This is a genomic window from Sphingobacterium psychroaquaticum (genome assembly GCF_900177625.1).
Lineage (GTDB): Bacteria > Bacteroidota > Bacteroidia > Sphingobacteriales > Sphingobacteriaceae > Sphingobacterium > Sphingobacterium psychroaquaticum.
On sequence record NZ_FXAU01000001.1, the window covers coordinates 977,472 to 1,000,369 of the forward strand.

17 protein-coding genes and 2 tRNA genes are annotated in these 22,898 nt (G+C 42.5%); 11 read left to right on the forward strand and 8 right to left on the reverse strand.

Features of this window, described 5'->3' with window-relative positions; translation table 11 throughout:
- Positions 1-86: 86 nt before the first annotated feature.
- Entirely contained in the window at positions 87-632 is a 546-nt protein-coding gene (locus B9Y69_RS03895) for an AAA family ATPase (RefSeq protein ID WP_085471669.1), read from the forward strand.
- Between the two features lie 78 nt (positions 633-710).
- On the opposite strand, the gene B9Y69_RS03900 is transcribed toward B9Y69_RS03895, so the two are convergent.
- From B9Y69_RS03900 to B9Y69_RS03915, 4 genes are all read right to left on the reverse strand, one after another.
- Positions 711-795, reverse strand: a tRNA-Leu gene (locus tag B9Y69_RS03900).
- Between the two features lie 5 nt (positions 796-800).
- Positions 801-873: transfer RNA gene (locus tag B9Y69_RS03905), tRNA-Gly, on the reverse strand.
- Positions 874-999: 126 nt separating this feature from the next.
- On the reverse strand, positions 1,000-1,737 hold the full coding sequence (locus B9Y69_RS03910) for a DUF6733 family protein (RefSeq protein ID WP_200811744.1): 738 nt from the start codon (positions 1,735-1,737) through the stop codon (positions 1,000-1,002).
- Between the two features lie 79 nt (positions 1,738-1,816).
- The gene (locus B9Y69_RS03915; RefSeq protein WP_085471670.1) at positions 1,817-2,308 is read right to left on the reverse strand and encodes a regulatory protein RecX; all 492 of its coding nucleotides are present in this window, start codon (positions 2,306-2,308) and stop codon (positions 1,817-1,819) included.
- A gap of 73 nt (positions 2,309-2,381) precedes the next feature.
- Here B9Y69_RS03915 and B9Y69_RS03920 point away from each other — a divergent pair, with 73 nt between their 5' ends.
- From B9Y69_RS03920 to B9Y69_RS03930, 3 genes are read left to right on the forward strand one after another with little or no spacing between them, the layout of a single operon-like run.
- Entirely contained in the window at positions 2,382-4,817 is a 2,436-nt protein-coding gene (locus B9Y69_RS03920; protein WP_085471671.1) for a bifunctional UDP-N-acetylmuramoyl-tripeptide:D-alanyl-D-alanine ligase/alanine racemase, read from the forward strand.
- Between the two features lie 16 nt (positions 4,818-4,833).
- Entirely contained in the window at positions 4,834-5,430 is a 597-nt protein-coding gene (locus B9Y69_RS03925; RefSeq protein ID WP_085471672.1) for a DUF502 domain-containing protein, read from the forward strand.
- Positions 5,430-6,038 carry a LytS family sensor histidine kinase gene (locus tag B9Y69_RS03930; protein WP_085471673.1) on the forward strand — a complete coding sequence of 203 codons (609 nt, stop codon included), beginning with the start codon at positions 5,430-5,432 and terminating at the stop codon, positions 6,036-6,038. Before B9Y69_RS03925 ends, B9Y69_RS03930 begins: the two co-directional genes overlap by 1 nt.
- Positions 6,039-6,054: 16 nt before the next feature.
- On the opposite strand, the gene B9Y69_RS03935 is transcribed toward B9Y69_RS03930, so the two are convergent.
- The gene (locus tag B9Y69_RS03935; protein ID WP_085471994.1) at positions 6,055-7,278 is read right to left on the reverse strand and encodes a porin; all 1,224 of its coding nucleotides are present in this window, start codon (positions 7,276-7,278) and stop codon (positions 6,055-6,057) included.
- Positions 7,279-7,430: 152 nt separating this feature from the next.
- Here B9Y69_RS03935 and dinB point away from each other — a divergent pair, with 152 nt between their 5' ends.
- Positions 7,431-8,480, forward strand: a complete 1,050-nt coding sequence (gene dinB / locus B9Y69_RS03940; protein WP_234991077.1) for a DNA polymerase IV — start codon at positions 7,431-7,433, stop codon at positions 8,478-8,480.
- Positions 8,481-8,498: 18 nt separating this feature from the next.
- On the opposite strand, the gene B9Y69_RS03945 is transcribed toward dinB, so the two are convergent.
- Complete coding sequence (locus tag B9Y69_RS03945) at positions 8,499-8,945, reverse strand: SRPBCC domain-containing protein (RefSeq protein WP_085471675.1); 447 nt, start codon at positions 8,943-8,945, stop codon at positions 8,499-8,501.
- A gap of 147 nt (positions 8,946-9,092) precedes the next feature.
- Entirely contained in the window at positions 9,093-10,556 is a 1,464-nt protein-coding gene (gene rpoN, locus B9Y69_RS03950; RefSeq protein ID WP_085471676.1) for an RNA polymerase factor sigma-54, read from the reverse strand.
- Between the two features lie 358 nt (positions 10,557-10,914).
- Here rpoN and B9Y69_RS03955 point away from each other — a divergent pair, with 358 nt between their 5' ends.
- Complete coding sequence (locus tag B9Y69_RS03955; protein WP_394365775.1) at positions 10,915-13,095, forward strand: penicillin-binding protein 1A; 2,181 nt, start codon at positions 10,915-10,917, stop codon at positions 13,093-13,095.
- Positions 13,096-13,254: 159 nt separating this feature from the next.
- The gene (locus tag B9Y69_RS03960; RefSeq protein WP_234991079.1) at positions 13,255-16,287 is read left to right on the forward strand and encodes a peptidase MA family metallohydrolase; all 3,033 of its coding nucleotides are present in this window, start codon (positions 13,255-13,257) and stop codon (positions 16,285-16,287) included.
- A 219-nt stretch (positions 16,288-16,506) separates the two neighbouring features.
- Here the strand turns inward: B9Y69_RS03960 and B9Y69_RS03965 are convergent, their stop codons facing one another.
- Positions 16,507-16,833: a GIY-YIG nuclease family protein gene (locus B9Y69_RS03965; RefSeq protein WP_085471679.1), complete on the reverse strand. Its 327-nt coding sequence runs from the start codon at positions 16,831-16,833 to the stop codon at positions 16,507-16,509.
- A 113-nt stretch (positions 16,834-16,946) separates the two neighbouring features.
- On the opposite strand from B9Y69_RS03965, the gene B9Y69_RS03970 reads away from it, so the two are divergent.
- The 4 genes from B9Y69_RS03970 (at position 16,947) to infB (ending at position 22,798) form a co-directional block, all read left to right on the forward strand.
- Complete coding sequence (locus B9Y69_RS03970) at positions 16,947-17,720, forward strand: XRE family transcriptional regulator (RefSeq protein WP_085471680.1); 774 nt, start codon at positions 16,947-16,949, stop codon at positions 17,718-17,720.
- Positions 17,721-17,819: 99 nt separating this feature from the next.
- On the forward strand, positions 17,820-18,284 hold the full coding sequence (rimP, locus tag B9Y69_RS03975) for a ribosome assembly cofactor RimP (protein ID WP_085471681.1): 465 nt from the start codon (positions 17,820-17,822) through the stop codon (positions 18,282-18,284).
- Between the two features lies 1 nt (position 18,285).
- Positions 18,286-19,524, forward strand: coding sequence for a transcription termination factor NusA (gene nusA / locus B9Y69_RS03980; protein WP_085471682.1), 1,239 nt, complete (start codon positions 18,286-18,288; stop codon positions 19,522-19,524).
- A 193-nt stretch (positions 19,525-19,717) separates the two neighbouring features.
- Complete coding sequence (gene infB, locus B9Y69_RS03985; RefSeq protein ID WP_085471683.1) at positions 19,718-22,798, forward strand: translation initiation factor IF-2; 3,081 nt, start codon at positions 19,718-19,720, stop codon at positions 22,796-22,798.
- Positions 22,799-22,898: the final 100 nt, after the last annotated feature.

Consider the following 22,898-nt stretch of genomic DNA (forward strand, 5'->3'; position numbering starts at 1 on the left):
TTGTATAATTATTGCAACGCTTCATGGAGCTTGTAACTGTGTTCTAAGAAATGGAGGTAACTGAAGGCTGGTAAACGTGAAATAATATGAAAGAAAACAAACTATTTGTGATTACTGGTGGGCCTGGGGTAGGGAAAACTACATTGCTGAAAGCTCTTGAAAATAAAGGTTTCATTGCTGTTCCGGAAGATGCAAGGCAAATTATTAAAGAACAAATGCTGGGAGACGGAGAAGGATTGCCGTGGAAAAACAAGGCCTATTATTCGGTGTTAATGTTAAAGGCTTCTTTAGAAACCTATCATCGTATTGTACGCGATGAACATTCTGAAATTGTTTTTTTCGATAGAGGGATTTTGGACACTGTCTGTTACATGAATATGGAAAATATCCCTATTGCAGAAGAGTTGATTACGTTAGTTAAGTCATGTCCTTACCATAGCAAAGTATTTATGCTTCCACCTTGGGAAGATATTTATGAGACAGACACGGAAAGGAAACAAACGTGGGAAGAAGCGATTTATACCTTTGAAAAAATGAAAGAAACCTATTTGGAATATGGATACGAAATAATTGAAGTTCCTAAAGGCAATGTGGAGGAGCGATGTGATTTTGTGCTGCGTAATATTGGATAATTTTTCTTTTTGATGATCTGTTTTTTTCTCCAAAACAGAAAGACCGTTCCTATTTAAAATAGAAACGGTTTTTTTACGTACCTAGGGCGGGAATCGAACCCGCACTCCCTTAACGGGAACAGGATTTTAAGTCCTGCGTGTCTACCAGTTCCACCACCTAGGCAACTGAGCGAAAGACGAGATTCGAACTCGCGACCCCAACCTTGGCAAGGTTGTGCTCTACCAACTGAGCTACTTTCGCTTGACGTGCTGCAAATATAGAAGAAATCTAGTTTACCTCAAAATAAAATATGCGTTTAAAGCGCTAGATTACCATTCTAGCGCTTTTAGGTGCTGTTTTACAGCGAATTATTTTTTGTTTATTTTTTTAAAAAGTGAAGCCAGTGGACAGCTTATAGAAGGAGTCCTTGGCTTGTAGGCCATTTTTTACCTCCGGACCCGCGGAAAGGCGCAAGAAACCTACAATCTTCGGAACATTTAGCTGGATATATGGGCCCAGCCACTGGTAGTAGTCTAATTTTCCGCCGATATCATCCTTCGTTCTTTTGAGATGTTCAAAATGAGCACCGAAAGAAAAAGACGTACTTACTTTATAGCCGGCATTAGCCCAATAATGTAGATATGCTAACGTTGATCCATTTGCGGGGGCTTCATTGCGCAATGGAGCATAATAGCCAACATATACTTCACTTTCTAATTTAGGTACATCGACATTAAAAAATAGATTCGGCACGATGCCGTCTCCCGCAATACCGCCCAGCTGACCATCAGCAGCACCTTTGGAGAGTAGGTTTCCAAAGGTAAATCCAAGGTTAGGGTTTAAGGTAATCCCTTCCGCTAGGTACAAATTAACGCCACCACCAAACTCGGTCCAGTTGCCCCAAGCGGCACCAGTGCCTCCGCTCCAGAACACACCATAAGCAGAGACGCCAATTTTGTCGTTTAGTTTATATTCTACCGTTACATTGGGGGCAAAACCGAAAAATTGGTCGCTGGTTAGTCCTATACTATAGGATGTTTTGTCTTCTTGGGAAAAAGAAAAGTTAAAACTAATTGTTAATGCGAAAATCATAACGATTTTCAGTGTTTGTAGATTTTTTTTCATAAAATTTAACTTTTATTGGTTGATTAATAATCAAATGTAGTTAAATGGTATGAAATAAATAATTTATTTTTCTTTTTTATTAGTATTTTTTCAATATATCTGTTGTTTTGTTAAAAATTAAGTCACTCTCAAAGCCTTTTGATTGTAAAAATCGTATAAGTTTTGATTTTTGTGCTATGTTTTTTGGCTCTCCATCTGTTTTTATCTTCTTTTTTATTGTTTCTGTTAATTTTTCTTGATATTCCTCTTGTGTTATGTGGCTTAATGCTGTTTTTATGATTTTTTCTGACACATTTTTATGTTTTAAGCCTTGTTTGATCTTAATTTTACCCCAGCCTTTCATTCTAAACTTGCCGGAAACATAGGCGATAGCAAATCGCTCTTCATTTAAAAAATTATCGACGATTAGTTCTGAAATAATCTCCTCCACCTCATCCGCATGTAATCCCCATTCATAAAGCTTGTCGCGCAATTCCTGCTGTGCACGCTCTTGGTATGCACAAAAGGCTTCCGCTTTCAGCTTTGCCTGTGATCGGCTAAATGTTTTTTTATGTCTCTCTCCGTATTCCATCCCGTAATTGTTTAAAACTTATTAAGCTATTTATTGAAAAAATGATGAACTTCGTTTACAAGAACAAATCCTTATGTACACTATAGATGTCGTGGAGCAGATCCTCGAACCGAAGCAGCTAATTCTTGCTAACAAAGATAGTATTATTACACACTTGGTTTACGATAGCCGTAAAGTTATTGATCCAGTGGGAAGCATTTTCTTTGCTTTGCAAGCTGTACGTGACGGACATCGCTTTATAGGCGATGCATATGCTAAAGGGGTTCGCAATTTTGTTATTTCCGAAACCTCTTGGGTAGGCAATAAATACAGCGAGGCTAATTTCTTTGTTGTCGATAATGTGCTAGGAGCGATGCAAAAGCTGGCCGCGCACGTGCGTTCGAAATTTACGAAGCCAGTAATAGGTATTACAGGAAGTAATGGTAAAACTGTCGTAAAGGAGTGGTTGACGGAGTTGCTGGGGGTCGACAAAAAAATATATCAAAGTCCGAAAAGCTATAACTCACAATTGGGTGTAGCGCTTGCTTTGTGGGATTTGAATGATGACTACGATTATGCAATCATTGAGGCGGGAATTAGCCTGCCTAATGAAATGGACAACCAACAGGTCATGATTCGCCCAGACATTGGTGTCTTGACTAATATTGGACAGGCGCATGCCAGTGGCTTTTCTTCCAAAGAAGAGAAGGCCAGAGAGAAGGTAAAGCTCTTTAGTGCCAGTAAGGTTGTTATCTCTCCGGGGAAATATAACATACGCGATTTTTTGAACCCTAACGTGGCTAATTTTACTTTTGGCTATGAGATGGACGATATTGTTCAGTTATCGTCCGTGCAAGAGCATAAAGAGCTCGGCCAAACTTGGGTCACTATTTCATTCCAGCAACAGCAGGGCATTGTTTATATTCCGTTTACGGATCGTGCTTCGATTGAGAATGCATTGATTTGCGTGACGACATTATTGTATCTGGGGTATCCGATTGCGGATATTACTGCACGCATAGCAAAGCTCAAACCTCTTGAAATGCGGTTGCAGCTTCGCAAAGGGAAAAATAATTGCTCGATCATAGATGATTCCTATTCCAACGACCTGGCATCTTTACAAATCGCTTTAGATTTCCTCAACCAGCAACAGCAGCACGAGAAACGTACGCTGATACTTTCTGAAATGGAAGGAATGGGAGCGAAGGTTAAAGAAAAACTTACGAAGGTATTGCGGGGGCAATCGCTGTACCGTCTAATTTTGGTCGGGGAAGATCTGGAATTCTTGGAGGGTGCCGTACAAACGGATGTTCTTCTGTATGCATCTACGGCGGACTTAATCGCAGGATTGGATGCGTTGGGGTTTGCAGATGAATCTATTTTAGTGAAAGGGAGTCGAGCCTTCCATCTGGAAGATGTGAGTCAACTTCTCGCTGCAAAGACGCATGAAACCGTACTTGAAATAAATTTACATGCCATTGAGCATAACTTGAAACAATATCGATCACTATTGCCTCCGGAAGTTAAGCTGATGGCCATGGTGAAGGCTTTTTCGTACGGTAGCGGCAGTTTTGAGGTGGCCAATTTGCTCCAGTTTAATAAGGTCGATTATCTTACTGTCGCTTTTGCTGATGAAGGGGTGGAGTTACGGCAAAACGGTATCGAGCTGCCTATAATGGTGTTAAGTCCCGATGAACAGGCTTTTGAGGCTGTCGTTGCTAATCGGTTGGAACCCGAGATTTATAGCTTCCGGATTTTGCGGGCTTTCGTAGATTTTCTGAAAACAAAAAAGGTAAGTAGTTATCCGATCCATATCAAAATTGATACGGGTATGCACCGGTTGGGTTTCTTGCCGACGGAGCTCCCCGAAGTAATCGCTGTACTAAGCGTCGTTAGTGAAGTTCGTGTGGCTAGCGTTTTCTCGCACTTGGTTGCTTCTGGCGATTCCAATCAGGACACCTTCACGCGGCAACAGATAGAACTGTTGAATGCGGGGGCTGATTTGTTGCAAGCAGAATTAAAGTATCCCTTTATGCGACACATCGCTAATACCTCAGCAATAATTAGATGGCCTTCTGCGTATTTGGATATGGTTCGTTTAGGCATTGGGCTCTATGGCATGGATTTGGATCAAGCTACATTGGATCTGGAGACAGTGGGGCAACTTAAGACAACGATAACGCAGATCAAAGAACTGGAGGCTGGGGAGACGATTGGTTACGATCGAAAAGGGGTATTGCATCGTAAGAGCCGTATCGCAACGGTAAAGATTGGTTACGCTGACGGCTATAACCGCAGGTTTGGAAATGGGGTCGGTGAGATGATGATTAACGGTCAGCTTGTCCCTACAATCGGGAATATATGTATGGATATGTGCATGCTCGATGTGACGGATGTGTCTGTTTTTGAAGAAGAAGAGGTCTTGGTGTTTCCCGATTTAGGAAAAGCCGCTTCGGTCATTGGAACGATCCCCTACGAATTGTTGGTTGGTATTTCATCACGAGTAAAAAGAGTGTATTTTTACGAATAATTTTTTTGAGAAGAAAATGATTAAAAAGGTAGCACAAAAGCTGTTTTATTACTTTATCAAGGGAACCTTGGTTGTTGTTCCTGTTGCCGGTGCCATATTTCTCATCGGCTGGATTTTTGCCTCGCTCGATAATGCGCTGAATTTAACGACGCACTTTCTGCAAGATGAAGAAGGTCATCCGCTTTATATCCCTGGAATTGGAATTTTAACTATTCTGGTGACGCTGATTATCGTAGGAGCTATTTTTACGAACTTGGTCACGGCGCCTATTCGTGCCTGGTTTCAGCGGACGATCAATAAAATTCCATTGTTTAATACGCTATACTCTTCTATTAAAGATTTTACGGAAGCTTTTGTGGGGGATGCCAAGAAATTTAATGAACCGGTATTGGTCTTGGTTAACGAAACGGGACTCAAGAAAGTTGGTTTCTTAACGCAACGGGACCTCAGCAAGATCGGATTGACTGATGAAGTAGTTGTTTATTTCCCGTATTCTTACTCAGTAGCAGGTCAGGTTGTTGTGGTGAAGGCAATCCATGTGGAGAAATTGAAAATGTCGGCTACGGATGCGATGAAGTTGGTCGTTTCTGGTGGGGTAAGCGGAATAGACTAATGGCAAATTTCTTGGATCGTTTATGGCGGAAGGATAAGGAGGAAGGGGTAGATCAAGCGCTGGAGTATGGTGCTGCCTTGTCTTTTAAGTGCTGCCAGGTGGAAGACAACTTGATGCGACTTTTTTTTGCTTGTGATAGCAGGTCGACGGCTAATGATACCGAGTTGTTACAGTATATGCAGCAGGTTTCACTGCTCCATAGGGATGAAAAACATGCGGTTCAGGATGAAGTTTCTCTGCTGAAGGTATACCTTCGTTTAATTCAGCATGTTGCTGATGAAGAAGTGTATATAGAATTTGAAGAGTTGATTGATAACAAGGGGTTGGAAGTTCCCGCGCTGCTTTTGTTTCCGCTGGTTATAAACGCAATTCAATACGGCTATAACCGTATGGCGGAACGTCCGGTAAAGATTAAGGTAAAGACGCTGGGTGAGTCGCTTCAGTTGGAAGTAAGCAATCGTGCCAACCACCGGTTGACCTCGCAAGAGCATACGGAAACAATTGATCTTTTAAAGGCACGGCTGACCTACTTTTACCCGCAAGGGTATAGCCTTATTTGTAACAGCAACAGCGCCACCTTTAAGGCGACGCTGTTGATTAAGTTGTAAACTGTTATTGAAGATATTAGATCCCCAATTCTACTTGGAAAGTTCCTCCCCAAGAATTTCGTTGGAAATTATTGCCAAAATCACCGTTCTTAACGGTGTAATTCGCATTTAGCTGAAACTTCAAGCGGTGTGCTTTTAAATATTTTGTCAATCCGACTTCCATCAGGTCGATCTGATCCTCATAAGACCTGATCTGTTGGTGTGGCTTTAGGTAGGTATATCGAGCCGCTACTTCATAACCTTTATTCAGCAAATAGGATGTTTGCTGGTTTATCCCCCAACCCTTGAAAGCATAGGCCTCTTCGGGATCTGAGCCATCGTGTTGATTGAGCTGGTCATCCACTGTATTTAAAGGATTCGCAACATCTCTGCGCATATACTCAGCTTGGTAAGCAAAACCCATGTATTTAAATATCATATCCGCAAAAGACGTCTTGAGTGTAAATGGGTTTTCAACGAAACGTCCCGTTTGTCCGCCTTCACGTGTGGTATTATCGTTGTAACTATATCCACCGCCGATTGAAATTTTTGGGCGCTCTTCGCGCTCAATATCACCTTCCGAATAGTCACCACCATTTGTAAACTGTCCCAGTGGCAGAAACTCTATACGTCCAGTATAAGCTAATCCTTTATCGGTAGACTGTACCGGACGCCCTTCGCCCGTAGAGATAGCCGCCTTGGCGTTGAATGGCATGTTGCCTATTTTCTTACTTAGGTTCAAGCTAAAACCGAAGTCCCGATCAAGGGTAAAGTTGGTGTTGACTAATGAACGGTCTGCAAACTGTAATTGCCCGGATGAGTTAACACGCTGACGGTTTCCAGGAAGTTTGTTTTGTCCAAATGATATGTAAAAATCATCACTGAAGTTATAGAAAAGCACCGCATCGCGAACGATATTGGCGACTCCGGTATCATCGAAATCTTGGTCCGACCGTGTAAAAGCAAGCTGTACGGAATAGGAGATCCGAGGGGTGTAGATGTACCCATCCATCCGCATGCGCAAACGGCGGATACGCGCATCAAATTTACCGTTATCCTCGCCATCGAGCACGTTGTTAAATCCTAATCTGTTTTGCATACGGAATCTAAAGTTCGTATAGAACAAAGAATCTTTACTGGTGAACTGTATGCCTTTGAAATTTAGGATGGTTGCTCGGTCGTCTCGCTCTTGGGCAAAACTTGCTGTGGTTAGGGTGGAGCAGCTCAAGGCGGCAAGAAATATCTGTAACTTTATTTTCATGTCGTGTTTATACGCGCTTAGTCGGTTTTTTACCGAATGCAAACATAAATAAATTAGTAGAGAGTACAAAGAAGTGAGCCCTTTCAAAATTTTGCTAAAAATCTTATCTTTGTTTGTCGATGGAAGTCAAGCGGAAAATAATACACATAGATATGGATGCCTTTTATGCATCGGTAGATCAACGTGACTTCCCCGAGTTGCGCGGCAAACCTATTGCCGTTGGCGGATCGCCGGATGGGCGCGGTGTCGTTGCTACGGCCAGCTATGAAGCACGGCGGTTTGGTGTGCGTTCGGCTATGCCTTCCAGGCAAGCACTGCAACTGTGCCCTGATATAATCTTTACTGTGCCGCGCTTTGATGCATATAAGGAAGTATCCCTACATATACGGAGCATCTTTAAACGTTATACGGATTTGATAGAACCGCTATCCCTGGATGAGGCCTATCTCGATGTCACGGAGGACAAGCTTGGGATAGGTTCGGCCATCGATATCGCAAAAGCCATTAAGGATGCTATTTATAATGAACTCGACCTCACCGCTTCAGCCGGAGTTTCTGTAAATAAGTTTGTTGCCAAAATTGCATCAGATTACCAAAAACCCAATGGTCTAACATTTATAGGGCCATCTAAAGTGCTTCCTTTTTTGGAGCAACTACCCATAGAAAAGTTTTTTGGCGTCGGTAAGGTTACTGCCCAAAAAATGAAGGGCATGGGTATTCATAACGGTTTTGATCTCAAGCAAATTAGTGAGGAGCAGTTGCGACGGAAATTTGGGAAGTCAGGTGCTTTTCTTTATCAGATGGTGCGGGGGGAGGACAAGCGTGACGTTAAACCGAATCGCCTTTCGAAGTCTATCGGTATTGAAGATACTTTTGCCGTAGATTTACGTGAGCCAGAAGATATGATGAAGGAGCTTAATAGCTTGTGCATGAGGTTGGAAAAACGTTTGTCAGGTAAGTCCAAGGAGGGGAGGACCGTTACTTTAAAGATTAAATATGCCGACTTTACGTTGGTGACACGCAGTAAGACATTGACCTACTATATCAATACGGCAGAGGATCTTTCTCGCATTATAGGCGAGCTGTTTGCCAAAGTGGATCTACACGATAGTAAGGTGCGCTTGCTAGGGGTTGCCCTCTCCAATTTCTACGATACAGACCTTGAAAAATACAGCAGCCCCCAGCTGCGTTTGTTCGAGTAAACTAATCGGTGTAGATGTTTATTCACACAACTCCTTAAGGCGTTGCAATGCCTTCGGCCAGGTGCTGTCAAAATAATTTTCAAATTCGGCATTTACATCCACTTCAATAGCCACGGTCGTTACCCCATCGTTTTCGGTCAATGTATAGTTCTCAAATAGTCCGACCCATTCCTCGACCATAGGGCCTTCGGTGATTTCCGTATTCTGATGTATAAGACCAATATATTGGATGGAGATATGTTTATTTGGGGTGTATGCGGCAATCTTTCCGAGCATACCTTCTTTTTCTCCTTCTTTGTTGTAGCCTATAAATGAAATTTTTTCTCCAAGTTCCCAATGGCCTTCAAAATCGGAAGTAGGATTGAACTCCGCGGTCCATTGCTTATAGGTGGTTTTGCCGAGCATGGTCTCAAAGACGTGCGCTGCGCTGGCGTCGATTTCGATACTGTAATTTTTTCTTTTCATTGTGTCTGGGTTTATGAGGCACTGCCATGCTCAAGTCTATGGAAGGCCGGAGCACGGCAGTACGTCTGGTTCTACACCGCTAAGATACGGCGAAGTAGGGAGCCAAGACTTGCCAAATGACAAGAAATAAGTTGTAAAGCCGCTTGTCTACAGTTCTTTACGTAGTCGAGCCACAGGGATGTTCATCGCTTCCCGATATTTCGCTACCGTTCGGCGCGCAATACTATATCCTTTTTCTTTTAAGATTTCGGTCAATTTTTCATCTGCCAGAGGTTTACGCTTATCTTCATTAGCGATACATTCCTCTAGGATTTTTTTCACCTCTTTGTTTGATACTTCTTCGCCGGAGTCGGTTTGGATAGCTTCTGAGAAGAATGACTTCAGTAAGAAGGTTCCAAACTCGGTCTGTACATATTTAGAGTTCGCTACCCGTGATACCGTTGAAATATCCATTTCGATACGGTCGGCTATATCCTTTAGGATCATCGGTTTAAGAAGTCTTTCGTCGCCGGTCAAGAAATACTCATATTGGTATTCCATAATGGCATTCATCGTCTTTAAAAGTGTTTGCTGGCGTTGCTTAATCGCATCGATAAACCATTTTGCTGAATCCAGTTTTTGTTTGACAAACTGAACCGCTTCTTTCATCTTTTTATCGTTCTTCTCTGCTTTCTCATAATGTTCAAACATCTCCTGGTAAGAACGTGATACACGCAGCTCGGGCGCATTTCGGCTGTTTAAGGTTAAGTGTAAGACACCGTCATTATTCGTGATATGAAAATCTGGAATGATATGCAGCTGCTTACCCGCAGAAGCACCAGAGTCTCCCGGCTTAGGGTTTAATTTTAAGATTTCATTGATAATATCCTTTAGCTCTGCAGAATCTATACCCAGCTGCTTCTCAATTTTATCGTAATGCTTTTTAGTAAACTCTTCCAGGTAGTTTTCTACAATGCGTATAGCCTGTTTAATGATCGGATTTGCGGTATCTTTTCGATGTAATTGGATCAGTAAGCATTCCTGTAGGTCACGAGCCCCAATTCCCGATGGTTCAAAGTCTTGTATAACTTTCAGGACGGCTTCCACTTCATTTTCATTGACGTCGACATTTTGCGAAAAGGCTAAGTCATCAATCAAAGAGAGGGTAGACCGGCGTAAGTAACCATCGTCGTCCAAGCTACCGATAATCTGTTGTCCGATCTGGTAGTCGCGATCCGATAAGGCTAAGAGGTCCAGTTGGTTCTGTAGCGATTCGAAGAAAGAATCCTGCACAGCGATGGGCATTTCCTTTTTATCTTCGTCGTCATCATTTCCGTAATTGCTGGAGTAATCGTTGTAATCATCCTCTTGGATATATTCGTCGACGGTAAACTCATCATCAAATTCGCCAGACTCCTCATTGAATTGCTCATCCGGATCTCGGTCGGGGTACTCCTCCACGGGATCGTTCATGTTGGCAAGGCTTCCATCTTCGAGCGCAGGGTTTTCTTCAAGCTCTTCTTTAATACGGGCGTCCAAAGACACCGTGGGTACCTGTAAGAGTTTGATAAACTGTATTTGCTGTGGCGAAAGCTTTTGTAATAGCTTTTGTTGTAAAGTCTGTTTTAACATCTTCAGTTACTTATCTAGGTAAAAATACTTAAATAAATTAAATTATTAAACTGGTACGTTTTTTGTGCGCATATATATACCCATTCCACTAATTTAATCCGATTTTACATACAGGTTTTAAGAGCTTTATAGCAAATGTTAAATATAGTTAATATTTACTATTGATACTTGTTTTTTGCGGTGGGATGACGGTTTTTTGGAAAACAATTTCCATCTTTACGCCATGTTTAAACGGGTTAAAAACAAATACCTGCGATTTTTTGTTATCGCTATTTATAGCCTAATTATTTTTATTTGTGCTGTTCAATTGAACTTTTTGGGATTGTTTGGGTATTCACCTACCAAACAAGACATTATCATGCCCTCATTGAATGTTGCCTCTGAAGTATATACCGCAGATTCCGTCTTAATAGGTCGTTATTTTGAAGAAGATAGAGATCCTGTGCCTTATGATAGTATTTCGAAAAATATTATAGATGCTTTAATTGCTACCGAAGACGTCCGTTTTTACAAACATCAAGGTGTCGATTTTATTGGTTTGTTTTCAAGTGCCGTTTCTACCTTAAAAGGAGACCGACGAGGGGCCAGCACCATCACACAACAGCTCGCAAAAAACCTGTACCGTACGCGCTATACACAAGCGCAGGGGCTGCTGGGGCGTATTCCGGGGGTTAAGATTATAATCACAAAATTTAAGGAGTGGATGACCGCTGCAAAGCTGGAATCTAAATATAGTAAGGATGAAATCCTGACCATGTACCTCAATACGGTTTCTTTTGGAAATAACGCGTATGGTATAAAATCTGCCGCTGTTCGTTATTTTGATAAACTTCCGAATGCCCTTACGGTGCCTGAAGCAGCTGTTTTAGTCGGCATGCTGAAAGGAACAACGTTGTACAATCCGATTCGGAATCCCGAGAAATCGTTGGAGCGTCGGAATGTTGTATTATCCCAAATGCAAAAAGAAGGTTTTATTACCGCTGCGGAGATGGCTTCTTTTGCGAAGCAACCGTTGAACTTACATGCGAATACACAAGAAACGGGAGGGAACAATGACTCCTATTTACGTACCGCGGTAGAGCGGTGGCTCGAAAAATGGGCGGAAGAGAATAATATCAATATCTATACAGCCGGACTTAAAATTTATACCACGATCGATTCTCGTATGCAAGAGATTGCAGTGGCTGCGGCGGATGAGCACATGAGGGATCTACAGCGCCGGTTGGATAATACATGGGGCAGTGAGCTTCCTTGGCGGGATAAGAGTGGTGCGGTAATACCTAACTTCCTAGAGGACCGTGTGCGTAAATTGCCTATCTATGCCGAGTTGATGAAGAAGTATCAAAACGAAGATTCTGTGTTCCGGGAGCTGAACCGTCCAAAGAAGATGACTGTCTTTACCTGGGATGGTGAAAAAGAGAAAGAATTGTCGACCATGGATTCGTTGAAGCACTATCTAACGATGTTAAACACGGGGATGATGGCAATGAATCCAAACACGGGGGCAATTAAAGTGTGGGTTGGTGGGATCAATCACAAGCATTATAAATTTGACCACGTAAATCAAGCGAAGCGGCAGGCAGGCTCTACATTTAAGCCTTTTGTTTATATAACAGCGCTAGAACAAGGGATGTCGCCGTGTGATACGTACGATGATATTCCGGTACGGATAGATTTCGTCAATAAAAAGGGAGAAAAAGAGGTTTGGGAGCCGAAAAATGCAGATTGGAATTTTTCACATCGTTCCATGTCGTTGCGTTGGGCGATGGCACGCTCTTTAAATACCATAACCACGCAGGTGACGCGTGATGTGGGCTGGGATAAAGTCGTTGAGATGGCGCACCGCTTAGGGATTGGTAGTCACCTGGAGTCTGTTCCTTCTGTAGGGTTGGGCTCTAATGATGTAACGGTATATGAGATGGTAAAGGCCTATGCCGTGTTTATGAATGAAGGCAAAACAATTGACCCAATCTTGGTATCAAAGATCTACGATAGCGAGGGAAAATTGATTGCTTCATTTGAGCCGAAACAAAAACAGGTCGTAACACCGGAGAATGCGTGGTTGATGAGTTATATGCTGCGCGGTACCATTGAAGAGCCTCGCGGTACTTCACAAGCGCTGTGGGAATGGGATTTGTTTAAGAACAATAACCAAATCGGCGGGAAGACGGGAACTTCCTCTGACTATGTGGACGGATGGTATATGGGGGTAACTAAAGATCTGATTGCTGGCGTCTGGGTTGGTTGTGATGAACAAAGTATACACTTTAAGAATTCAGCCAGCGGTGAAGGGTCTAAGACAGCATTGCCTATCTACGGGAAGTTTATGGAAGAACTGTATAAGCATCCGAATTTAGGGGTGACTATGGGGCCGTTCCCTGATCCTAAAGTTAAGATCACTAAAAACTATACCTGTCATAGTGTTTATTACGAAGAATCAACTACAGTGGATAGTACCGATACGGTGGAAGAGCCCATGGGTGAACTAGATAGTGAAACTTTACCTAATTTACCGGAAATATCTGAAAATGAGTTTTAAATTTTGCTGAAAATTTCTATTTTTAGTGAAATTTAATCTTCAATTATGGATGTAAATCTCGCTGTTTTTTTTAAGAAGTACTGCTATTCTCTTCTTGGTGTTTTTCTACTAGCGCTCTTGCCAAATTTAGTGCAGGGGCAGTATTTTGGGCAAAACAAGATGAGGTATAAAAAGCTCAATTTTAAGGTTTTGGAAACGCCTCACTTCGAAATGTATTCCTACCTTAAGAATGATAGCATGACCAGCCGCTTGGCAAAAGAAGCAGAGGTGTGGTATGAAATGCATCAGCAGGTATTCCAAGATACCTTTTTACGTAAAAATCCATTAATTATTTATAATAATCACCCTGAATTCCAACAGACAACGGCAATCTCAGGTGAGATTGGTGTTGGGACAGGTGGGGTGACTGAGGCGTTCAAGCAACGTGTTGTGATGCCGGTGATGCAAATCAATCAGCAAACGCGACATGTACTTGGCCATGAGTTGGTCCACGCTTTTCAGTATCGTATACTGATGGAAGGGCGCGATACCACGCGCTTGGAAAGTGTAGCTAATATTCCGCTTTGGATGGTGGAAGGTATGGCGGAATATTTATCCATCGGTAAGAAAGATGCTTTTACAGCGATGTGGATGCGTGATGCCTATGCGCGACAGGATATTCCCTCGCTCAAACAACTGACAGAACAATCGTACAGCTATTTTCCGTATCGCTACGGACAGGCTTTTTGGGCCTATGTGGGTGCTACCTATGGGGATACGGTGATTATGCCGTTATTTATGGAGACGGCAAAGTATGGGTACGAAATGGCTATGCGTCGTGTCTTTGGTTACGATGCACAGACCATGTCTACGCTATGGCGTAACAGTATGGAGTCGACTTTTAAAAGCTTAGGGAAAGACACGGTTTCGAATCCGATCGGACAAGCGTTGATCACGGCTAAAAATGGTGGACGTATGAATGTTGCCCCGGCGATATCCAGAGATGGGCGCTTCCTTGCATTTATGTCGGAGAAGGATCTCTTTAGTATTGACCTCTTTTTGGCGGATGCCAAAACCGGACGAATTATTCGAAAGCTAGGAAGCCGAACGACAAACAAGGATATCGATGAATTTAGCTACTTGGAGTCGGCGGGAGATTTCTCGGCCGATAGTAAGCGCTTTGCATTTAGTGTCTTTAGTGCCGGTAAGAATAAGCTCATGACAATTGATGTGGAGACAGGGAAAACGCTTTCTGTCGAAGCTATGGGGGATATTGTGGAGTTTACTAATATTACCTTTGCGCCAGATGGTGATCGGGTGGCTTTTTCGGGCTTGCGGGATGGGCATAGTGATATCTATATTTATAATCTTAAGACGAAAGAACTACAGCAGCTGACGCATGATAAGTATTCTGATTTTCAGCCTAGTTTTTCGGGCGATGGAAAGAAGATCGTGTTTAGTACCGATCGCGTATCCTATGAAAGTGCTTCTCGATCGGTAGATATTCCGATGGGGTTGGCCGTTATTGATTTGGAGACTAAGATTATAACCAATATCGATGTGTTTCCAGGGGCAAATAATTTAAATCCACACTTCTCTGGCAGTGATAAATTTATCTATTTCCTATCCAATGGGGATGGTTATCGTAATATGTTCCGCTATAATGTGTCAACAAAAGGTGTGGAGCAGCTTACCGATTATTTTACCGGGATTAGTGGTATTACGGAGTATTCTCCAGCGATGAGCATTTCGCAGCATGATGATATCGTCTATTCATATTTCAAAGGAAATCAATACAATATTTATAAAGCAAAAGCGGAAGATTTTACACCGAAAGGTATCGATGCTAGCGTGAGCGACTTTACTGCTGCAATGTTGCCGCCCAATGTTAACCGTGGGGTGAACGTGGTGAATACAAATTTGCAGAATTTCAATTCGTATGCAAGGATTGGGGATGGACAGATTAATCCTGTTCCATATCGTTCTAAATTTAAACTTGATTATCTAGCGAATTCAGGTGTCGGTATGACGGTCGGTTCCCGCTATGGCGCGGGAATGTCTGGCGGGATCTTTGGAATATTCTCGGATATTTTAGGCTACAACCAGATCTATTCGACCTTGAATATTAACGGCGAGATCTACGATTTCGGAGGTCAGGTAGCGTATATAAACCAAAAGAACAGATGGAACTGGGGTGGTGCGATTTCACATATTCCGTATCTCTCTTCGTTTAGCATGTATGATATACGGGACATAACGGGGCAAGGGCAGGAGTATGTGCTGGATACCTACTTGATTCGTAGTTTCCAGCAACAGGCGGAGGCATTTGTAGCGTATCCGTTTAATAGAAATCATCGTGTGGAGATGGGGGCGGCTTTAGCCCGATATAGCTATCGCGTTGATCGGTGGAGCCAGGGGCGTTCTTCTTACTATGCTACACGAGAAAAGATATCAAATGAACTAGCTGGAGAGATGTTGGGCGCTAACCTTAATTCTTTCTTTGTGCAGCAAGTGAATGCCGGTTTTGTTGGTGACCGTTCTGTTTTTGGTATGGCAGCACCGATTGAAGGATTCCGCTATAGATTGGGTGTGGAACAATATTTTGGTGATTATACGCTGACAGCATACAATATAGACTTGCGTAAATATTTTAGATTTAAACCTGTGACTTTGGCCTTTAGAGCCTATTCGTATATGCGTACCGGAAAAGATGATCAGCAGCTTTATCGTTTGTATATCGGTTATCCTTATTTGATACGTGGATATGATAATATCTCAGGCGAAAATATTGGAGATGTGACGATAAACGATTTGATGGGGTCACGTATGGCTGTTGGAAATATAGAGTTAAGGTTGCCATTTACCGGGCCTGAAAAGCTTGCTGCCGTGAAGTCTGATTTCTTGTTTACCGATTTGAACCTTTTCTTTGATGCGGGCTTGGCATGGAATAAAGGAAATAAAATCGTCGGTAGTACAGATAAAAGACCGCAAGTGCCGCAGCTGGATAAAGATGGTCAGGAGATGCATGATCCGAATGGCAATCTTATTATGGGGCCAGACAAGAATTACAAGGTGCCCGTATTTAGTGCAGGTATTTCTTTGCGGGTGAATTTATTTGGAGCGATGATCCTGGAGCCGTATTATGCGGTGCCTTTTGTGAAGTCGCGCACAAAATTTGGAACCTTTGGATTAAACTTTACGCCGGGTTGGTAGTCCAACATTCGGATAGTGAGTTAGATTAGTGAGTTAAAAGGATAAGGTTGTTGAGGTCGTTGTTTCGTGTAATGCGCAAACAACGACTTTTTTTATTCTATGGTCATGGCGAACCTAAGGTATTTATGATGTAGTAGGGACACGAGCCACAGGCTCGCGCCAGCAAGAGCGGGTAAAGGAGTTAAGAGGTGCAGTGTAAATTCTTATATGTGCCCATTTTTAGCATTGCGCAAAAGAAGCTGGTTGATGTTTGTTTTCCTGAATAAAACCATGATAAAGGTTGAGCCAGTTAGGGTTTTTTAAGCGTATAAGCTTCTCGCGCTGCATGCGTGTAAACTGCTGTAGCTGCGTAGCGCGTGCTTGCGCTTGTTCGGCGGTTTGGAAAACTTCGATATATACTAAGTTCGTGAGCTTAGCGGCGTTTGGAAATAAAGCAGATTTCGCATCTTTGATCACATTAATTTGTGTCACAATGTCGGTGCATTGTCCTACTTCTAAATAAGCACGATTGCTGTCTGTCAGTATATATACGATATTTCTTTCCATGTTGTTTTGAATTAAATGCTGCTAATATATTTGGTGAACACAATTATATTTACTAATTTTATTGGCACAATATTACTAATTAATTTAGTATTTCAAAAATATTTAGAAAAATTATGTCAAACATTGCATCAAACCTTAAGTATCTAAGAAAAAAGAAAGGACTTACCCAACAACAGTTTGCGGAGGCCTTGGAGATAAAACGCGCGTCTGTCGGCGCGTATGAAGAGGATCGTGCAGAACCGAAATATGAGTTATTAAAGAAGATCGCTGAGTTTTATGAGTTATCGATGGATGAATTGGCGAATGATGAGATTAACGAGAAGTGGAAACCGACACCGCGTAGCAACGCATCCAACCTTCGTGTATTGAGTGTAACGGTCGATGGAAACGATAGGGAAAACATTGAGCTGGTACCCGTGAAAGCCAGTGCCGGTTATTTGAATGGATACGGTGATCCGGAATATGTAGCGGAGTTGCCGAAATTTTCATTGCCGATGTTTAATCAAGGGAGCTATCGTGCTTTTGAGATTAAGGGGGACTCGATGTTGCCACTGCCTTCTGGTAGTATCATCATTGGGGAGTATGTAGAGAATTGGCATGATATAAAGGCTGGACAGACCTATATAATAGTTTCCAAAGAGGATGGTGTTGTATATAAACGTGTAGCTTTCAAATTTAAAGAAGATAAGGGTTTAAAGCTGGTGTCCGATAACCGCAATTACGATCCATACTGGGTGGAGTCTAATGACATCATTGAGGTGTGGAAAGCCAAAGCGTATATAAGTACCGAGATGCCAGAGCCGAATCCGGAGCCAACGATGGAGACATTGACAGCGATGATGAGTCAGATGCAAAAGACCATTAATTCGGTTGTAGATAATAAATAAGGGCAGATTTGTTTGTTTAAAAAAATATGTTTACCTTTGTATTATCTGAAGAAGAGGGGGCATGTTATGCCCCCTTTTTTAATTCTTTATAAGATAATTATGCAAATAGAAGAGCGTGTTAAACAGCTGGTAGAAGAGAAAATTGCCGATCGAGCGGATTTATTTATTGTGCGCATTAAGATGCACGGAAATGGTTTGTTAGAAATTTTGCTTGATGGAGATCAAGGTATAGCTATTGAGGATTGTGCGAAAGTGAGCCGTCACGTAGGTTTTCACTTAGAAGAAGAGAATGCAATCGACAGTGCTTATCGCTTAGAGGTTTCTTCACCTGGTTTAGATCAGCCCTTGTTATTGGAGCGCCAATTCCTGAAAAATATCGGACGTAGTGTTCGTATAAAAATGGAAGATGGCACCAAGCGAGAAGGTAAATTGGTTTCCGCTTCTAACAATGCGATTGTTATCGAAGAAAAGAGCAAAGAAAAAGGGAAAAAAGCAACCCTCGAGGAAGTAGAGATCCCGCTAGAACATATAAAAGAAACAAAGGTGTTAATTTCATTTAAGTAAAATGAGCAGCAATATCAATTTGATAGACTCCTTCCAGGAGTTCAAAGATTTTAAAAATATCGACCGTCCAACCGTTATTACGGTTTTAGAAGAAGTATTCCGTAGTATGATTCGGAAGCGCTTTGGTACAGATGAGAACGTTGATGTTATCGTGAACCCGGACAATGGTGACTTAGAGATCTGGAGAACACGTGTGGTTATGGAAGATGGTTTCTCGGAAGATGATGACTTAGAGATCGAGCTAGCTGAAGCACATCAGTATGATCCAGACTTGGAGGTGGGTGACGACTATATCGAGCAGATTACCTTAGAGAGTTTTGGTCGCCGTGCCATTTTAGCGGCTCGTCAAACATTGGTCTCTAAAGTATTGGAATTAGAGAAAGACGAAGTCTTCAAGAAATACAAAGACCGCGAAGGTGAGTTGGTGATTGGGGAGGTGTATCAGATCTGGAAAAAAGAGATCTTGGTGTTGGATGAAGATGGCAATGAGCTTATTCTTCCGAAAACAGAACAGATCCCTGCGGATTACTTCAAGAAAGGTGATAGCATCCGTGCCGTAGTGCACAAGGTGGATATGATGAACAGCAATCCGAAGATCATTATCTCACGTACAGCGCCTGAATTCTTGCAGCGTTTGTTCGAACTAGAGGTGCCAGAGATTTTTGACGGTTTGATTACAATCAAGAAAATCGTTCGTGAACCAGGTGAGCGTGCTAAGGTAGCGGTAGAATCTTACGATGACCGTATCGACCCGGTAGGAGCTTGTGTGGGGATGAAAGGATCACGTATCCACGGTATCGTTCGCGAGTTACGTAATGAGAATATTGACGTAATTAACTTTACTTCAAACCACTCTTTATATATCACCCGTGCCTTGAGTCCTGCGCGTATTTCATCGATCAAAATTGATGATGAAAACAATACGGCAGCCGTTTACTTGAAGCCAGATCAGGTTTCTTTGGCTATCGGTCGTGGTGGGCATAATATCAAATTGGCTGGTAAACTAACTGGTTATGAGATTGATGTGTACCGTGAGAACGATGAGGTTGAGGAGGATGTGGATATCGAAGAATTCGGCGATGAAATCGATAGCTGGATCATTGACGAGCTGAAACGCGTAGGTCTTGACACAGCAAAATCGGTGCTTTCATTGACAGCAGAAGAATTAATCAGACGTACAGACTTGGAGGAAGATACCGTATTGGATATCATCCGCGTTTTACAAGCTGAGTTTGAATAAGCGTCGAAACGCGTTTTGTTTACAGAAAAACGCATGCATTAAATTTGGTGTACAGAACGACAAACAAGGTGCATGTGTTTTTTTGATCACGACAGGGGCGTACACATGAAGAAAAAACAATTGCGCATTAATTGTTTTTTCAGTGTAAAAAAACATATTTTTGTAGTACTAAATATTAGAAGGTAAATAATAGATGACAGAAGGAAAAAGCGTAAACTTGCTAAAGGCAGCAAAAGAACTTAATATTGGAATAGGTACCGCTGTTGATTTCTTGGTGAAGAAAGGGTTTGATGTTGATTCAAAGCCGAGCACTAAGTTAGCTCCAGATATGTATGCTGTTCTTCTAAAAGAATTTCAAGGAGACAAAATCGTAAAAGACGAAGCTAAGCAAATTGTTATTGGCAAGATTCGTCGTGATGAGTCTACTGCTGGAACAGGTGGAGCAAATCCGACTGACGCTTTAGAAGATATTAAGGAAAGTGTTTCCGAAACAACGGAGAGCGCGAAGGTTGAGAAACCAGCGGCTGAGCCCGTAGTTGCGGCTCCACTTCCTACAGCGGAATCTAAAACGGAAGAACCGAAGAAGGATGACGAAGTGAGTAGTCCTTTGAAGGTGGTTGGTAAAATTGATCTTGACAGTTTAAACCGTGGTAAGAAAAAGGTAGAGGAAAAACCACAAGAGAAGAAAGAAGAAGTGAAGGCGGAAGTGGTGGTTCCTAAGGTTGAAGTTACACCAGAACCAACGCCGGCGCCAGCTCCTGAGCCTGTGAAAGAAACAGTGAAGGTAGAGACTCCAGCGCCTGTTGTAGAAAAAACTGTTGAGCCCGCTGTTGAAGCGAAAACACAAGAAAATATAGTAAAAGAAGAACCTAAACAGTTGCCTGTGAAGCCACCTGTTCAAGAGGATATTAAACCAGAACCCAAGATAGAAGTGAAAAAAGAACCTTCTGTAGTAAACAACCCTGTTCAGGAAAAGAAAAGTTCAGCAACCCCAGAGCCTCAGGATGATGTTATCCGCGCACGCTCTGAAACGTTAGCTGGACCAAAGGTAATTGGTAAGATCCAGTTACCAGTAGAGCGATCTAGCAAACCAGTTGCATCATCGTCTAATGCTAATAACGACAACAAGCGCAAGCGTAAGCGTTCGAACAAACCGAACACACCAGTAAGCCCTGGAGCTACTGATGGACAGCAACGTACACCGCAAGAAGGCGGTAATAGAGGTGGCGGAACCGGTGGTGGTTTCAATAGAGGCGGCCAGCAGAACAGACCGGGCGGGCAGCAGCACGCACACGGAAAAGGACGCCCTGACTTCAAAGGCAGAGGTAGACAAACGGATAACACACCGAAAGAAGAACCTTCGGACAAAGAAATCCAAGACCAAATCAAGGCAACACTTGCGCGCTTAAGCGGTGCAGGTAAGTCTGGTAAGTTTGCACAACGTGCTAAACTACGTCGCCAAAAGAGAGATGATATAGCGCTTTCCGCTGAAGAAGCAGCATTGGAGGAAGCGGCACAATCCAAAATATTACGTGTAACGGAATTCGTTACCGCAAATGAATTGGCAAACTTGATGGATGTTCAGGTTACGCAAGTAATCTCAACCTGTATGAGCTTAGGTATGTTCGTTTCGATCAACCAACGCTTAGACGCAGAAACGTTGAGTATCGTTGCTGATGAATTTGGTTACCAAGTAGAGTTTATCAAACCAGAAGATGAGGAGGTAACAGAACTTGAAGAACCAGATAACGAAGATACGTTAATCTCTCGTGCGCCGATTGTTACGGTGATGGGACACGTTGACCACGGTAAAACATCTTTACTGGATTATATCCGTAAAGCTAATGTAACCAAAGGTGAAGCCGGTGGTATTACGCAGCACATTGGTGCTTACGCTGTAAAACTGGATGACGGAAAGAAAATTACGTTCTTGGATACACCGGGTCACGAAGCCTTTACGGCGATGCGTGCACGTGGTGCGAAGGTAACGGATATCGTTATTATTGTTATTGCGGCGGACGACGCGGTGATGCCACAAACAAAAGAAGCGATCAACCATGCGCAAGCAGCAGGTTCACCGATTGTATTTGCATTTACTAAGGTGGATAAACCGGGTGCGAATGCAGATCGTATTCGGGAGCAACTGTCGGCGATGAATATCTTGGTAGAAGATTGGGGTGGTAAATTCCAAGCGCAAGAGATTTCAGCGAAGACTGGTGAGAACGTTGATCTATTATTAGAAAAAGTATTATTAGAAGCTGAATTACTAGAATTAAAGGCGGATCCTAAGAAACGTGCTGTAGGTTCTGTAATCGAGGCTGCTTTAGATAAAGGTCGTGGTATTGTGACAACAGTACTTGTACAAGGTGGAACGCTTCGCGTTGGGGATGCAATCCTAGCTGGTTCACACTCTGGTAAAGTGAAAGCTTTGACCAATGAGCGCGGTGAGCGTGTGAAAGAAGCAGGACCATCTATTCCGGTACAGATCTTAGGTATGTCGGGGGCACCGACTGCTGGTGATAAACTTTATGTATTAGAAAGCGAGTCTGAAGCACGTCAAGTAGCCAACAAACGTCTACAATTACAGCGTGAGCAAGGTATGCGTGCAACGAAACACATTACCTTGGATGAGATCGGTCGTCGTTTGGCTATCGGTAACTTTAAAGAGCTTAACGTTATTGTTAAGGGTGACGTGGATGGTTCTATCGAGGCATTATCCGATTCATTATTGAAGCTATCGACAGACGAAATTCAGGTTAATATTATCCACAAATCAGTGGGTGCGATTTCTGAATCCGACGTATTGTTAGCTTCTGCTTCGGATGCGATCATTATCGGTTTCCAAGTACGTCCAACACAAAATGCACGTAAACTTGCGGAGAACGAACAAATTGATATCCGTCTGTACTCGATTATCTACGATGCAATCGAAGAGTTGAAATCAGCTATGGAAGGTATGTTGGCGCCGAAATTCGAAGAGAAAATCGTTGCTGAAGTTGAAATTCGCGAAACATTCAAAATTTCGAAAGTGGGTACCATTGCCGGATGTATGGTTCGTGAAGGTAAAATCAACAGAAATAATGATATCCGCGTGATTCGTGACGGTGTTGTTATTCATACCGGTAAACTAGCCTCTTTGAAACGTTTCAAAGACGATGTCAAAGAAGTGGCGCAAGGTTACGAGTGTGGTTTGAATATCGACCGTTTCAACGACATCGAAGTTGGAGATATCGTAGAAGCATACGAACAAGTAGAAGTTAAACGTAAACTTTAATTTTAGCGTTACGTTTTCAAGATATAACCTGACAACAGTTTGTTGTCAGGTTTTTTTATGGCCTATAGAAGCTATCTATTTGACTTTTTTGGTGAAATAA